Here is a 14,458-nt window from a genome sequence, read left to right on the forward strand (position 1 = left end):
TACTTTTAGTATAGGTGATTTGGCGAAACGGGGAAATGATGAATCAGTGCCCCGCGTTCGCGTCTTGTTGCTTCAAGTGAAGGGCGAGCGTGTTGAGCAGTTTTTCCGAGTCTTTGTTCAAGTTGAGCAGTACCGGTTCGATTCCGACTTCCCGATATTTGAAGACGACCTTATCGATTGCCCCGATGGCCGAGTCGTCCCACAGATGCGTGTTCGCAAAATCGATCGTGACGTGTTTGATCCCCGCTTCCGCGTCTTCTGCCACATCGAACTGATTGACGAATTCAGACGTCGAGGCGAAGAAGAGCTGTCCGTTCACCATGTAACGAGCCTTGTCGGCATCGATCTTTCGCTCGAGATCAATGTTTGAGATTTTAGCAGCGAAGAGAATTGCTGCTGTCAAAATTCCGGCGAGTACACCGAGTGACAAATCATGTGTGACGACGGTGACGAGTACGGTGACGAGCATGACGACCGTGTCCGACTTTTGTGCGGTACGCATCGCTTTGAGCGAACCCCAATCGAACGTCGCGTACGAGACGAAGAACATGACCCCGACGAGCGCGCCGACCGGAATCAGCATGAGCACGTTGCTGATTGTCATGATCATGATGAAGAGCGCGAGACCGGCTGTAAGTGTCGACAGACGTCCACGAGCACCCGATGAGACATTGATGACCGATTGCCCAATCATCGCACATCCTGGCATCCCACCGAAGAACCCAGCAATGATGTTCGCAATCCCTTGTCCGCGCGATTCACGGTTTTTGTTTGAGTCCGTTCCTGTCATATCGTCAACGATTTGTGCCGTCAAGAGCGACTCGATCAATCCGACGAATGCGAGGGAAATCGAGTAAGGAAGAATGATCAACAACGTTTCAAACGTCAACGGGACGTTCGGGAATAAAAATTCCGGGAGTGTTGCTGAGATTGTTCCCATGTCTCCGATATTTTTCGTATCGAGACCGAGTGTGATGGCTAAAATCGTCATGACGACGATGGCGACAAGTGGTGCAGGGACGGCTTTTGTGACTCGCGGAAATAAGAAGATAATGGCGAGTGACGCGGCGACGATTGCCCAGATGATCCAGCTTTCCCCGTCAAAGTTGGATAGTTGCGCTTGAAAAATCAGAATGGCAAGCGCATTGACGAATCCAACCATGACGGCGCGTGGAATGAACTTCATTAAGCGGGCGATGCCGAGATAACCGAGTACGATTTGAATGACACCCGTTAGAATCCCAGCGGCCAGCAAATATTGAAGACCATGGTCGGCGACGAGTGAGACGATGACGAGCGCCATCGCACCGGTCGCAGCCGAAATCATCGCAGGGCGACCGCCTGCGATTGAAATCACCATGGCGATGATGAACGAAGCATAGAGCCCGACCATCGGGTTGACGCCAGCGATGAGTGAGAACGCGATCGCCTCAGGGATGAGGGCGAGAGCGACAACAATCCCCGCAAGGACGTCTGCTCGGACGTTACCGAGCCAGTCTTGTTTGATTGTATTCATTTTTTCCAAGAAGAACACACCTCTCTTTATATTTTGACTTTGATCTTCGAGTCTCACGAAGATCAAATGCCACACTATATGAAAGGAAATGTTCCAACGTTACGTGTTTTCACAACGTGTTTCATCATAACGGATTTTTTTTGAAATGACAATTGAATGAAGTTGAAAAGTATGGTAATTTCATAACGGATACGTTATATAACAATTAGGTTATACAGAAAGGGGAAGTGGAAATGTACACTGCAGAAGAATTAAGCAAAGTACTCAAGGTGCTCGGTGATCCGACTCGATTGACCATGCTGAAACAGATGGAAGCAGGGGAACAGTGCGCATGTAGTTTCGTCGACTGTTTTGACATCTCACAGCCGGCAATCAGCCGTCATTTGAAGATGTTGCGTCAGGCTGGACTATTATTAGAGCGCCGAGACAAACAATGGATCCACTATCGCTTGAATGAGACGAGCCCTTTTTATGGGATTGTCGTCGATTTGCTCGACAAGATTGAGACAATCGATGTGAGTTGCGACTGTGACACCGAATGTGCAATTTAAGGAGGAGTCAACGATGAAACTTGAAGTGTTTGAACCGGCAATGTGCTGTCCAACAGGATTATGTGGTCCATCCATCGATCCAGAACTGACGCGAGTGGCGACAATTCACTACGTGTTAAAACAGCGAGGCTTCGATGTTGCTCGTTATAATCTGGCATCGGAACCGAATCGATTCGTTGAAAATGTCAAGGTGCAAGCTGAAATTGCAAATGGGCTCGAAATGCTACCGCTCACAGTAGTTGATGGAAAAATCGTAAAACGGGGTGCCTATTTAACAGATGAAGAAATTGCGGAGTTGACGGGACTACCAGTTGACGCATTTGCCAAGAAAGATGGAGAAAAGCCGAAAGTTCGCATCTCACTGAAGAAATAAGGAGATATGCTCATGAAGACATTTGATTTTCATACGATTGAACCGACCCGTTATGTGTTCTTGACCGGGAAAGGTGGCGTCGGGAAGACATCGACGGCGTCAAGCCTCGCCCTGACGCTCGCCGACCGAGGCAAGCGTGTCTTACTCGTTTCGACCGACCCGGCTAGTAATTTACAAGACGTGTTTGAGATGGAACTCGATGAGACGCCGCGCCTCGTTCCGGAAACAAAGCTTGCCATCGCCAACTTCGATCCCGAAGAAGCGGCAAAACAATATATGGAGCGCATGGTCGGACCTTATCGAGGTGTATTGCCGGACGTGGCCATTCAGTCGATGGAAGAGCAATTATCCGGTGCCTGTACGGTTGAGATTGCGGCATTCGACCAATTTACGGACTTGTTGACGTCCGTGTCAGCCCGTGAGACGTACGATCACGTCATCTTTGACACGGCACCGACCGGTCATACGTTGCGCCTACTCACCTTGCCGCGTGCATGGGATGAATTTTTGGAGACGAACACGACTGGTGCGTCTTGCCTCGGTCCGCTTGCCGGTTTAGCTGACAAACAAATGCAGTACAAAAAGGCCGTTGAGACGCTCACTGATGGTAAAGAGACGACGCTGCTTCTCGTTGCCCGTCCCGAAACATCCACACTCATCGAAGCGGAGCGTGCCGCGACCGAACTTCGCGCCATCGGCATCGAGCGAATGCAGCTCATCATCAACGGTCTTGTCCAACAGGATGAAGGGACAGACCGATACACGAAGCGGCTCATCGAGCGTCAGCAACAAGCACTCCGTGAACTTCCTGAAGGCATAACTGACCTCGAGGCATTCAAACTTCCATATGCTTACGAAAATCTGATCGGTGTCTCTGCACTTCGGCGCTTTGTGAACGGAGAGACGGTCGCTGTCGCAAATGCATGCTATGACTCGAGTCGTTACGGATCACTTGATCGACTCGTTGATGAGATTGAGGCGGACGGTACAAGTGTCATCATGACGATGGGGAAAGGTGGCGTCGGGAAGACGACACTCGCTTCGCTGATTGCGGTCGCGCTTCATGAAAGAGGGCACTCTGTTCATTTGACGACGACGGATCCGGCCGCTCATGTCGCTTTCACGATTGGGACAAACATTGCAGATACGTTCACGGTCGATGCCATTGACCCGAAAGTTGAGATTGAGAGGTATCGACAGGATGTGTTCAAGGAAGCAGGGGGCCTGAATGAAGAGCAACGTATGATGCTCGAGGAGGACCTGCGTTCGCCGTGCACCGAAGAAATCGCCGTTTTCCGTGCCTTTGCGAATCAGGTAGCGAAAGCGAAAGACCGTTTCGTCGTCATCGATACGGCACCGACCGGACACACGCTTCTTCTGTTAGATGCGACCGAGAGTTATCATCGCGAACTCGAACGCTCGACTGGCGTTGTCCCGGAAGCAGTCCGAGATTTGTTGCCGAAATTACGTGATCCGAAACAAACGCACGTCATCATCACGACCTTGCCTGAAGCGACGCCGGTATATGAAGCTGAACGACTCGTAGCAGATTTGAATCGGGCTAAGATTCTACCGTTCGCTTGGGTCGTTAATCAATCGTTCACGCCACTCGATGTCACAAGCAAACTATTGACCGTGAAAGTCGCGAATGAAGTCCTATGGCTCGAACGTGTGAACAGCTATCGGCGTCCGACGATACTCGCCTGGCAAGAACATTTGCCAGTCGGATATTCCGCGTTATCCCAACTATTGAAGGAGGAAGTGAAATGAAGATCACGAATGAAGCCATCGATTACTTAAAAACAGCGCTAGAGGAGGAGCAGACAAAATCGGTCCGCATCATCACGGAGGCCGGTTGCTGTGGACCGACACTAGGTTTGGCCGTAGCGACACCGGAAGCGACCGATGAGGTGAAGCACTTCGACGACCTTACGTTTGCCGTGGCGAACGAAGCTACAGCGTTGTCCGCAAACGTCACGCTCGACGTTGAATCAACAGAAGAGGGAATGACACTCGTATTGCACGGTTTGCAGCCGAGTTGCTAAAAAATAAATAGAGATTATTGGAGGATTACATTGTGCAGTGGATTGCTAGTTTAATTTTTCTTGTGACGCTTTTCCTCATCATCAAGCAACCGAAAGGCCTCGGCATCGGTTACTCGGCGATGGGGATGGCTGTCATCGCTCTCGTTTCGGGCGTCGTCAATCTTGATGACGTCGGAACGGTATGGGGCATCATTTGGAACGCGACGTTCACCTTTATCGCAATCATCATCATTTCACTCATTTTAGATGAGATTGGATTCTTTGAATGGGCCGCTTTACACATGGCGCGAATTGCCAAAGGTGGCGGGGTGAAACTCTTCGTTTATATCACGTTACTCGGTGCCCTCGTCGCAGCCTTATTTGCAAATGACGGGGCAGCGCTGATCTTGACGCCCATCGTCTTAGCGATGGTCCGGGCTCTCAAACTGCCGGACGCGGTCGTCTTGGCATACGTCATGGCATCCGGATTCATCGCCGATACGGCGAGTCTTCCGTTCATCGTCTCGAACCTCGTCAACATTGTCTCAGCCGACTTCTTTGGCATCGGGTTCGCCGAGTACGCCGCGCGGATGGTGTTCGTGAACGTGTTCGCGGTCGCGGGGAGTCTGCTTGTCTTGTATCTATATTTCAAAAAAGATATCCCGAAACAGTATGACGCCTCACAGTTGGCTGAACCTTCGTCCGTCATTAAAGATCATACGATGTTCCGCTTATCGTGGGTCGTACTCGGTTTACTGGTCATCGGATACTTCACGAGTGATTTAGTCGAGATCCCCGTTTCGCTCGTCGCGGGTGTCATCGCCTTGTTCTTCCTCGTGATGGCGAACCGCTCGTCAGCGGTCCAGACGATGCAAGTCATCAAAGGTGCACCGTGGGCCATCGTCTTCTTCTCGCTCGGGATGTATATTGTCGTCTACGGTTTACAAAATGCCGGACTCACTCAAGTATTGGCGAACTTTATCGATTGGTTCGCGGTTAACAGCTTCAGTGCCACGTTCGGGATGGGCTTTTTGGCCGCCATCTTGTCATCGGTCATGAACAATATGCCGACCGTCATGATTGATGCGCTCGCTATCGACTTGACGCATACGACCGGACAGATTCGGGAAGCGTTAATCTATGCGAACGTCATTGGTTCCGATCTCGGTCCAAAGATTACCCCGATTGGGTCGCTAGCGACGCTTCTATGGCTCCACGTCCTTCGTACGAAAGGCCTCAAAATCGGATGGGGACAGTACTTTAAAGTCGGGATCATCTTGACGATTCCGACATTGGCTATCACGTTGCTCGGCCTATACATCAGCTTATTAGTTTATTGAGGAGTGGATTATATATGAAACTAGTCATCATCGGTTCAGTCGCTGCAGGGACATCGGTTGCGGCGAAAGCGCGTCGGAACAACGAAGACGCACAAATCACGATTTACGATCGAGATTACGATATCTCGTACTCTGGTTGTGGGATTCCTTACTACGTTGGCGGAGAAGTCGAGTCACGTGACGATTTGACACCGCGCGATGCGGCCTTCTTCAAGAAGCGCTACAACATCGACGTCATGACACGCCATAACGTCACAGCTGTCGACAAAGACGCGAAGACGGTGACGGTTGAAAACTTAGAGACGGGTGTCACGTTCACGGACTCATATGATGTCCTCGTCCTTGCAACGGGTGCGTCGAGCATCATCCCACCGATTCCAGGGGTGAAGTCGGACAACGTCTTCCCGATTCGAAACATCCAACATGCGGAGGCGACACGCTCCTTCGTCGATTCGACAGACCCGAAACATGCGACAATCATCGGAGCCGGCTTCATCGGTCTAGAGATGGCGGAACAGTTGAAGCTTCGTGGTGTGGACGTGACCATCATCGAACGTGTACCGCAAGTGATGCCACCACTCGACAAGGATATGGCGTGTCGCGTTGAGGAACACCTCGAGAAGAACGGAATCGAGCTCATGCTCGGAGAGACCGTGACAGAACTTGTCGGTGACGGACACGTCGAACGGGTCGTCACGGAGAGTGGGAAGACGATTGAGACCGACCTCGTCATCTTGTCTGTCGGAGTCCGTCCGAACGTCGAACTTGCTATGCAGATGGGGGTTACACTAGGTGAGACAGGAGCGATTGCCGTCAATGAGCGGATGGAGACGAACCTCCCTGATGTCTATGCGGCAGGAGACGTCGCGGAGAGTTTCTCGATCGTGACTGGGAAACCGATTTGGCGTCCACTCGGTTCGACAGCGAACAAGATGGGGCGGACCGCCGGGGACGTCATCACGGGCGGTCACCTCGAACATCGGGGTATCCTCGGAACGGGCATCTTCAAAGTGTTCGGGCTTGCCGTCGCGCAAACGGGTCTCGCCGAAAAAGAAGCACGTGAACTCGGGTACGATATCGAGGTGCTTCATAACACGAAACCGGATAAGCCTGCTTATATGGGTGGAAAAGATATGACGATTAAAGCGGTCGCCGATCGTGCGACGCGTCAACTGCTCGGTGTCCAAATCGTTGGATTTGAAGGAGTCGACAAACGAATCGACGTCTTCGTCACGGCCATCACCCTTAAGGCGAAAGTGGACGACTTGTTCCACCTCGACCTCGCCTACGCACCACCGTTCTCGACGACGAAAGACCCGGTCATGTATACGGGGATGGTGCTTTCGAACAGTATCGACAAGGCGGCTCGACTCATCACGCCGGCCGAACTTCAGGCACGAATCGATGCCGGGGAAGACATGCAAATCATCGATACGCGGAAAGCAGCACAGTTCGAGAAGGCGTGTGTCGATTGTGCGGTCAACGTCCCACTCGGTAACCTTCGGGAAGCGGCGAAAGACATGGACAAGGACAAACCGACTGTCGTTTACTGTAACGGAGGCGTGACGGGCAACGCGGCACAGAACGTGCTCCGTAACCTCGGATTCACCGATGTGTACAACTTGTCAGGTGGAAATAAGAATTATCAGTTGTTCAAAAAATACGGGAACTAAGCAAGACGACGTCCGCAACTGCCGGACGTCGTTTTCTGATATGCTGTACGTGAGGTGAAGCGGATGGATTATAAGATGTTACATGAGAAGTTTGAGCGACGGAAGCAGTGGCTCATTTTTGACAAAGAAGAAGTCGTCCGTCGTGTCATGGTGCGCTACAAGGCAAGGATAATCCCGAAGACGGACATCATGGACTTGGTGAACGACGATCAACTGTCCTATGAACATATCTTTTGTTGCTTAACGATTGATGACCCAAGAACGCTCGAGAAAATCTTCACGACGAAAGAGCGACAAGACCATCAGTGGGAGATTGATGACAATGCGAGACGCGGGATGAGATACAAGTACAAAGACGAGGCACATCGACTTTACAACCAGTTGATCATCGATGAACAGGAAGGACGACGACTCGACATCGTCTTCGAGAGCAAAGACGGGAAGTATGTGACCGGTTTTTTGACGAGGTATATGTCTGAGCAAGTCGCCTCTTATATTTTTGCGCATGTCGGAGGTGCCAAGTTCACAGGTCTCGTCCCACGACCACTCTTACCAGCGGATTTGACAGATGAAGAAATCAAGATGAGCTATCGGTGGTACTTGGAGTCGCTCGATGAATGGAATAAACTTTGACGGATTCTGTGATGATGAGTGGAATCCGTCTTTTTAGTTCATATTTCTTAGACAGGTTGCAAAGAAAATGATGCCAATTGACCCTTTTCTAAAATAACGTTGCTTCACTCAAGGAAACCGTTTACAATTTTTTGTGTAAGCGTTTTCTCGAAATAGTGCTACAAGGAGGAACCCTCATGGTCAAAAAGCAGTGGAGACCCGTATGGGCAGTTGTGCTAACGTTTGCACTAATTCTGTCAATGTTTCCGATGCCGACGTCCGCTTTAGATAAAGGGAAGTCGACGCTTGTCGTCGTCCATTATCAAGAGGCGCCGGATAACGAAAAGGATTGGAACTTATGGCTTTGGGCGAACGGCCCAGATTATTTCCCGAACAAAGGCTTCACATTCAACGGGGAAGATGCATTCGGAAAGGTGGCGGCTTACGAATTCCCAGTCGATTCACCTGAAAAAATCGGTCTCATCGTCCGCACGGATAATTGGGACAAAGATAAAGGTTCTGAGAACGACCGCTTCATCACAAGCGATATGATTCAAGATGGCGTCGCCGAAGTGTGGATCAAGTCAGGCGATCCGACCATCTATACGTCAAACCCGGACGGGGAGACGGCTTCGACGGAAATCGATATGAAAGTTCATTATTTCCGTTACGACAATACATATACGGACTGGGGTCTTTGGGCTTGGCCGGACGGTGGTGACGGGCAGAGCATCGCCTTCGATGAGGCTGATAATTTCGGTGCCGTCGCGAACGTGAAACTCGCCAACCCGGAATCGAAGAAACTCATGGGCTTGATCACGAAAAAAGGAGAATGGACGGAGAAGGATGGGGAAGACCGATTCGTTCTCGGGACTGCGAAAGAGATTTGGCTCGTTGAAGGAGATTCGACAATCTACTATTCAGAGCCACAAATCGATCGCTCTCCAAAACTTGTCTCGTTCTCGGCGGACACGTTCCGTCAAGCGACACTCACAACGAACCGCGTCATCACGGATGCGTTCATCGATGAATTGAGCGTAGACGGGGCAACGGTGGAATCGATTGAAAAAGCTAGCGACAAGTCGGTGACGATTCAATTCAAAACAGACATCGATTTAGCGAAAGTCATCAAAGCCTCGCACCCTGAGTTCGGAGAACAGACGCTCCAAGCCGGCAAAGTTCTTCGTTCGAAAGAATTCGATGCGAAATATGCATACGACGGTAAACTCGGTGTCACGTACCAAAAGTCGAAAACGAAGTTTGTCCTCTGGGCACCGACGGCTCAACAAGTCGAGCTCGAACTGTGGAACATGCCGACGAACCGACCGACGAACGACAAAGATATGAAGAAAGTGATTCAAATGAAGCGCGGTGAACGCGGCACGTGGGTGGCGGAAGTTCGTGGTGACCTGGACGGCATCGGTTATACGTACCAAGTGACCCATGCGACAGGGAAGGTCCGTGCGGTCGATCCGTATGCGACGGCTGTCGGCGTGAACGGTGACCAAGGTGTCATCGTCGATTTGAAAGAGACAGATCCAAAACGTTGGAATTCGATGAAACCGAAGTTGAAACAATCGACTGACGCGATCATCTATGAGACGCATGTCCGTGATTTTTCCATCTTTGATGTGAAGACGGACAAATACGACTCAGGCATCCAAAACAAAGGAAAGTATCTCGGTGTCATCGAACCAGGAACGCGTCTTCTCGTTGACGGAAAGAAAACGGCAACGAAGACGGGGCTCGACCACGTCAAAGATCTCGGCGTGACACACGTTCAGTTCATTCCGGTCTATGACTTCAACACGGCCTCCGTCGATGAGACGAATCCGATGGCGACGTACAACTGGGGATACGATCCGAAAAACTACAATGCACCAGAAGGGTCGTATTCAACGAATCCTTACGATGCGAAAGTACGCATCATGGAAATGAAACAGATGATTCAAGGATTGCATGACAACAATTTACGTGCCGTCATGGACGTCGTATACAACCACATGTTCGATGCGCAGGCGTCGAACTTGCACAAAATCGTACCGGGTTACTACTACCGCTACACAGCAGGTGGTGACTTCGCCAACGGTACAGGTGTCGGAAACGATACGGCATCCGAACGGGCGATGATGCAAAAGCTGATCGTCGACTCGGTCGTCTATTGGGCAAAAGAGTACCATTGGGACGGATTCCGTTTCGACTTGATGGGAATCCATGACGTCGACACGATGAACAAGGTTCGTTCGGAGTTGAATCGAGTCGACAAGTCGATTCTCGTCTTCGGAGAAGGATGGGACCTTGGTACGCCGCTCGATGCTGAATTAAAAGCAAATCAAAAGAACGCCTACGACATGCCGGGCATCGCCCACTTCAATGACAACATCCGTGACGGCTTGAAAGGTAGCGTCTTCTTCGATGAGGACAAAGGATTCGTCAACGGAAAAGAAGGCATGGAAAATCGCGTGAAGACGGGAATCGTCGGTGAGATCGCGTATAACGACACGATTAAAGGATTCACGAAAGAACCGACGCAAGCCATCACGTACGTTGAGGCCCACGACAATCACACGTTATGGGACAAGCTGGAGTTGACGAACCCGATCGCATCTGAAGTGAACAAGACGAAGATGCACCGACTCGCTTCAAGCATCATTTTGACGAGTCAAGGGACGACATTCCTCCACGCTGGACAAGAGTTCATGCGTACGAAGGAAGGCGACCACAACTCGTACAAATCACCGGACTCGATCAACCAGCTCGATTGGAAACGGGCAGCCGACCGCAAGGCGGACGTCCAATACATGAAAGGCTTGATTGAGATGCGTAAAGCCAACCCAGGTCTTCGGATGACAAAAGCGAGCGATGTGAAACGATTCTTGACGTTCCACAAAGCGGAAGCGAACGTCATCACGTACACGATTGACGAAGATGCACCGGGTCAAAAGAACGACTTGTTCATCACGCATAACGCCAACCCGACGAATGTCCAAGTCACCCTTCCAAAAGGGAACTGGAACGTGATTGTCGATGGCGACCGTGCCGGAACGAAGACAATCAAGCGCGCGACTGGAAAAGTAAGCGTGCCTGCATACAAGACGTTCGTCCTCGAACGGAACTAATCATTGACCCCACTTTAAATAAGTGGGGTTTTCTAATGGAACAATGATGGGTAATTGGTAATTAATGCTTTATAAACTAGTCATTTTGTATGAACAAGAGAACTTCCATTTGAAACTTCCATCTCTTTCGAAAGGAGAGATTGTATGGCGATTTTCAAAAAATGGATTCATCGCGTCAATGGTGACGTCACGGATCTATTGTCAACTGGACGGATTCCCCCGTTCCATGTGGATTCGCTCCTGATTGAACAGTATCCGGATGCTATTTACGTACTCGATACAAAAGGTTGACTAATCGATTTGAACGAAAAGATGGGACTGCTGTTCGATAACTGCGCATGATCTCGAGCCGATGCGGAAGAGTTTGCGCCGTATCACGAACAGGCGTTAACCCGAGAAACGGTTCATCCTGACAATTGAGAGCGGTTGACTCAAGCAATTCAGACGTCACGTTCATCATTCGTTTTGTATCCGGTACAGACTTGCCTGTCCGCTTACGTCGAATGACTGAAGTGACGAATGGGCTATATCAATATGCCGCCGACTACGAATCAAGTCCGACCATCGAGGCGCAAATGACCGCCCTCGAGCAGGAAGTGAGCGAAAACGAAGAAGTCACCGACTACATCGAACTCGTCCATCAGCCAGAGCGGTCTTGAGTATCCGACTTGTCTTCTGTGAGAATAGATAGTTGAAACAGGGGTCTCCTTTTCTCTAAGATGGGGAAAGAGAGAATCGAGTGAGGAGACCTTAGATATGAATCTGTATGAACAAGCGAGCGACTGGATGCGGCAATGGCATGACGACCCTTCCGAACGCCTCCGAGAAATCAAAGATGAAATTGAGCGCACGGGCACCTATTCATTGACGACGGAAGAGTTGTGTGAGGGTGCCAAGGTGGCGTGGCGGAATTCGAATCGTTGCATCGGCCGCTTGTTTTGGCAGACACTCCATGTGATTGACGCACGGGACGCCGATACGTTTGAGGCTGTCTACACCCATCTTGTCGACCACCTTCGGTTCGCCACGAACGGCGGAAAAATCCGTTCGACGATGACGGTTCTTCCGAACGAGTTCAAACTATTGAACACACAATTGATTCGGTACGCGGGATATGAGACACCTGACGGAATCATCGGAGACCCGATGTCCGTCACGATGACGAAGCGCGCGAAAGAACTCGGATGGGTCGGAGCCGGCACGCCGTTCGATATCCTCCCGCTCATGATCACGGACGGGCGCGACGTCCGCTTGTTTGAGTTACCGAGTGAGGCCGTGCTTGAGGTGGACATTCGGCACGAGGATGTGGACTTGTTTGACGGACGGACCATCAAATGGCACGCAGTCCCAGCGATTGCGGATATGGAACTAGAGATCGGAGGTCTACGGTTTACCTCGGTCCCGTTTAACGGCTGGTATATGGAGACAGAAATCGGGGCAAGGAATTTGGCCGATACGGACCGTTATGATTTGTTGCCGCTCGTCGGACGGTCACTCGGGCTCGATACGACGAAAGAGCGGTCACTTTGGCGCGACCGGGCACTCGTCGAATTGAACATCGCCGTCCTGCAATCGTTCGAGCGGGAAGGTGTGACCATTGTCGACCACCATACGGCTGCCAAACAGTTCAAGCGGTTCGAAAAAAACGAACGGGACGCGGGGCGTGACGTCACCGGGCAATGGAGTTGGCTCATCCCGCCTCTCTCTCCTGCGACGACGCACGTTTTTCACGAGCATTACGACAATCAGATCAAGACACCGAACCTGTTTGCTAGAAGTGGATGTCCGTTCTCAGCGTTTCGTCAGCTGGTAAAAGAGGAATTGAAAGGCTAGAACCGAGAGAAAGGATGATTGCTGTGGCAGTCCCACTTTGGAAACGAGCCGTCGCTGGTCAAATCGACCAACTCGTCTTTCAGACACCGGCAAAACTGATTGAAAAGGCAGTCCGTCAAAAGATTTGGCCAGACAAAGAAGTGAAACGGTATTACTTACCGACCGTTGTGACGATGGCCGGAGAAGTCTATTGTATGTTGTATCGAAACGGTCAGACGATAGGAGACCGTGTCGTCGGAATTAAGGTCGTGAGTGCGGATGGACGCCCGCTTTCATTGGAGCAAGTCATCAAGCGGACACTCTATAAAGACGTCGTCTACCCGGCGACGCTTGGGATTCCGCTCATCCGTGCACTTCAACAGATGAAGTCGAATAAAGACCTCGAGTTGCCGCATGATGAGTTCGCCCATACAAAATTGATCTCGACCAAATGAAGAGGAGCAGGGCGACCGTGTGTCGCTCTGTTTTTTCGTCCCGTTCGGTCGAGTAGGAATAGCGGCGGGAAATAAGGTATAATGGGATTGGACAAAAATGAACGACTATTGGAGGCTTTTTAGTTATGACAAAAATCGCATGGATTACCGACAGTATGGCCAACTTCTCTCAAGAAGAGGCAGCAAGTCTCGGTGTCGATATCGTTCCGATTCAATTGATCGTGGACGGGAACGGCTATAGTGAAACCAAACTCTCTCTCGAAGACCTACATCGGTATATGATTGACCAAAAGAAAGAAGCGAAGACGTCACAACCGATCTTCGGAGATTTCATCGCCCGCTACGAACGCTTGAAAGAAGAGGGATATGATTGTGCTATCGCCGTCCATTGCTCGAATGGATTGAGCAGTACGGCGAAAAATTCGAAAGCAGCTGCCGAAGCGGCTGACTTTACCGTGTATACCATCGACTCGCATGCCGCACTCGAGGCGCAACAAGAACTCGTCCGAATCGGGAAGGCCGCTGAAGCTGAAGGCAAGTCAGTAGAGGAAATCGTCGCCCTTCTCGAAGCATGGCGCGATAAGAAGAACTTCTTCATGATCATCGGAAACATGGAAACGATGCGCCGAGGCGGTCGCGTTTCTTCCGGTGAGATGTTCCTTGCGAACATCTTGAACATCAAGCCGATCATCACCCTCGATGAGACGGGGAAAGTCATCCCGTTCAAAAAGGCCCGTTCATTGAAGAAGGCTTATGCGGAGATGGTCGGTGAACTCGAACGTCGTCATGCGGAAAACGGTGTGAAGGACAACCGGGTGTTCGTTCAGACGGCTCTCGCACCGAATATGCAAGATGACCTCGTCGCACTCATCGAGTCGAAACTACCAGGTCTCGAAGTCGTACGGACTCGATTCTGTCCTTCGATTGCGGTACATGCAGGATTCGAGACGGTCGGTGTCTTGTGGCTCAACTCTTAATTAAGT

The 14,458-nt window shown here is 50.8% G+C and carries 14 protein-coding genes; 13 read left to right on the forward strand and 1 reads right to left on the reverse strand.

All coding sequences use genetic code 11. The features are described from left to right. Positions 1-43 precede the first annotated feature (43 nt). Positions 44-1,516 carry a SulP family inorganic anion transporter gene (locus KNO69_RS02485; RefSeq protein ID WP_214817798.1) on the reverse strand — a complete coding sequence of 491 codons (1,473 nt, stop codon included), beginning with the start codon at positions 1,514-1,516 and terminating at the stop codon, positions 44-46. Positions 1,517-1,749: 233 nt separating this feature from the next. Between KNO69_RS02485 and KNO69_RS02490 the strand changes: the two genes are divergently transcribed. The 13 genes from KNO69_RS02490 to KNO69_RS02550 all read left to right on the forward strand — a co-directional run bounded on the left by KNO69_RS02490 (position 1,750) and on the right by KNO69_RS02550 (position 14,452). Next, positions 1,750-2,067 carry an ArsR/SmtB family transcription factor gene (locus KNO69_RS02490; RefSeq protein ID WP_012727076.1) on the forward strand — a complete coding sequence of 106 codons (318 nt, stop codon included), beginning with the start codon at positions 1,750-1,752 and terminating at the stop codon, positions 2,065-2,067. 13 nt (positions 2,068-2,080) lie between these two features. Continuing rightward, positions 2,081-2,440, forward strand: coding sequence for an arsenite efflux transporter metallochaperone ArsD (arsD, locus tag KNO69_RS02495; protein ID WP_214690570.1), 360 nt, complete (start codon positions 2,081-2,083; stop codon positions 2,438-2,440). A 12-nt stretch (positions 2,441-2,452) separates the two neighbouring features. After that, positions 2,453-4,210, forward strand: coding sequence for an arsenical pump-driving ATPase (gene arsA, locus KNO69_RS02500; protein ID WP_214815884.1), 1,758 nt, complete (start codon positions 2,453-2,455; stop codon positions 4,208-4,210). After that, positions 4,207-4,485 carry a HesB/YadR/YfhF-family protein gene (locus KNO69_RS02505; RefSeq protein ID WP_012727073.1) on the forward strand — a complete coding sequence of 93 codons (279 nt, stop codon included), beginning with the start codon at positions 4,207-4,209 and terminating at the stop codon, positions 4,483-4,485. Before arsA ends, KNO69_RS02505 begins: the two co-directional genes overlap by 4 nt. A gap of 32 nt (positions 4,486-4,517) precedes the next feature. Beyond that, the gene (locus tag KNO69_RS02510; protein ID WP_214815886.1) at positions 4,518-5,804 is read left to right on the forward strand and encodes an arsenic transporter; all 1,287 of its coding nucleotides are present in this window, start codon (positions 4,518-4,520) and stop codon (positions 5,802-5,804) included. A gap of 14 nt (positions 5,805-5,818) precedes the next feature. After that, positions 5,819-7,477 (forward strand): FAD-dependent oxidoreductase, encoded by a 1,659-nt coding sequence (locus tag KNO69_RS02515; RefSeq protein ID WP_214815890.1) that lies wholly within the window; start codon positions 5,819-5,821, stop codon positions 7,475-7,477. Between the two features lie 63 nt (positions 7,478-7,540). Beyond that, entirely contained in the window at positions 7,541-8,110 is a 570-nt protein-coding gene (locus KNO69_RS02520; protein ID WP_214815892.1) for a hypothetical protein, read from the forward strand. A gap of 176 nt (positions 8,111-8,286) precedes the next feature. Then, positions 8,287-11,208, forward strand: coding sequence for a type I pullulanase (gene pulA, locus KNO69_RS02525; RefSeq protein WP_214815895.1), 2,922 nt, complete (start codon positions 8,287-8,289; stop codon positions 11,206-11,208). Positions 11,209-11,352: 144 nt separating this feature from the next. After that, positions 11,353-11,499 (forward strand): hypothetical protein, encoded by a 147-nt coding sequence (locus KNO69_RS02530; protein WP_214815898.1) that lies wholly within the window; start codon positions 11,353-11,355, stop codon positions 11,497-11,499. Positions 11,500-11,624: 125 nt separating this feature from the next. Beyond that, on the forward strand, positions 11,625-11,867 hold the full coding sequence (locus tag KNO69_RS02535; RefSeq protein WP_214781868.1) for a hypothetical protein: 243 nt from the start codon (positions 11,625-11,627) through the stop codon (positions 11,865-11,867). Positions 11,868-11,964: 97 nt separating this feature from the next. Then, entirely contained in the window at positions 11,965-13,041 is a 1,077-nt protein-coding gene (locus tag KNO69_RS02540; RefSeq protein WP_214815901.1) for a nitric oxide synthase oxygenase, read from the forward strand. Between the two features lie 14 nt (positions 13,042-13,055). Beyond that, entirely contained in the window at positions 13,056-13,475 is a 420-nt protein-coding gene (locus tag KNO69_RS02545) for an RDD family protein (RefSeq protein WP_211782426.1), read from the forward strand. 125 nt (positions 13,476-13,600) lie between these two features. Then, complete coding sequence (locus KNO69_RS02550) at positions 13,601-14,452, forward strand: DegV family protein (protein ID WP_214815904.1); 852 nt, start codon at positions 13,601-13,603, stop codon at positions 14,450-14,452. Positions 14,453-14,458 lie beyond the last annotated feature (6 nt).

Source organism: Exiguobacterium sp. s131 (assembly GCF_018617345.1).
Lineage (GTDB): Bacteria > Bacillota > Bacilli > Exiguobacteriales > Exiguobacteriaceae > Exiguobacterium > Exiguobacterium profundum.

Bases quoted from the DNA above. Each gene is read 5' to 3' on its own strand.
- KNO69_RS02485 (WP_214817798.1), bottom strand. From the start codon at position 1,516: ATGAATACAATCAAACAAGACTGGCTCGGTAACGTCCGAGCAGACGTC.
- KNO69_RS02490 (WP_012727076.1), top strand. From the start codon at position 1,750: ATGTACACTGCAGAAGAATTAAGCAAAGTACTCAAGGTGCTCGGTGAT.
- KNO69_RS02520 (WP_214815892.1), top strand. From the start codon at position 7,541: ATGGATTATAAGATGTTACATGAGAAGTTTGAGCGACGGAAGCAGTGG.
- KNO69_RS02515 (WP_214815890.1), top strand. From the start codon at position 5,819: ATGAAACTAGTCATCATCGGTTCAGTCGCTGCAGGGACATCGGTTGCG.
- KNO69_RS02505 (WP_012727073.1), top strand. From the start codon at position 4,207: ATGAAGATCACGAATGAAGCCATCGATTACTTAAAAACAGCGCTAGAG.
- KNO69_RS02545 (WP_211782426.1), top strand. From the start codon at position 13,056: ATGATTGCTGTGGCAGTCCCACTTTGGAAACGAGCCGTCGCTGGTCAA.
- KNO69_RS02530 (WP_214815898.1), top strand. From the start codon at position 11,353: ATGGCGATTTTCAAAAAATGGATTCATCGCGTCAATGGTGACGTCACG.
- arsD (WP_214690570.1), top strand. From the start codon at position 2,081: ATGAAACTTGAAGTGTTTGAACCGGCAATGTGCTGTCCAACAGGATTA.
- pulA (WP_214815895.1), top strand. From the start codon at position 8,287: ATGGTCAAAAAGCAGTGGAGACCCGTATGGGCAGTTGTGCTAACGTTT.
- KNO69_RS02540 (WP_214815901.1), top strand. From the start codon at position 11,965: ATGAATCTGTATGAACAAGCGAGCGACTGGATGCGGCAATGGCATGAC.
- KNO69_RS02550 (WP_214815904.1), top strand. From the start codon at position 13,601: ATGACAAAAATCGCATGGATTACCGACAGTATGGCCAACTTCTCTCAA.
- arsA (WP_214815884.1), top strand. From the start codon at position 2,453: ATGAAGACATTTGATTTTCATACGATTGAACCGACCCGTTATGTGTTC.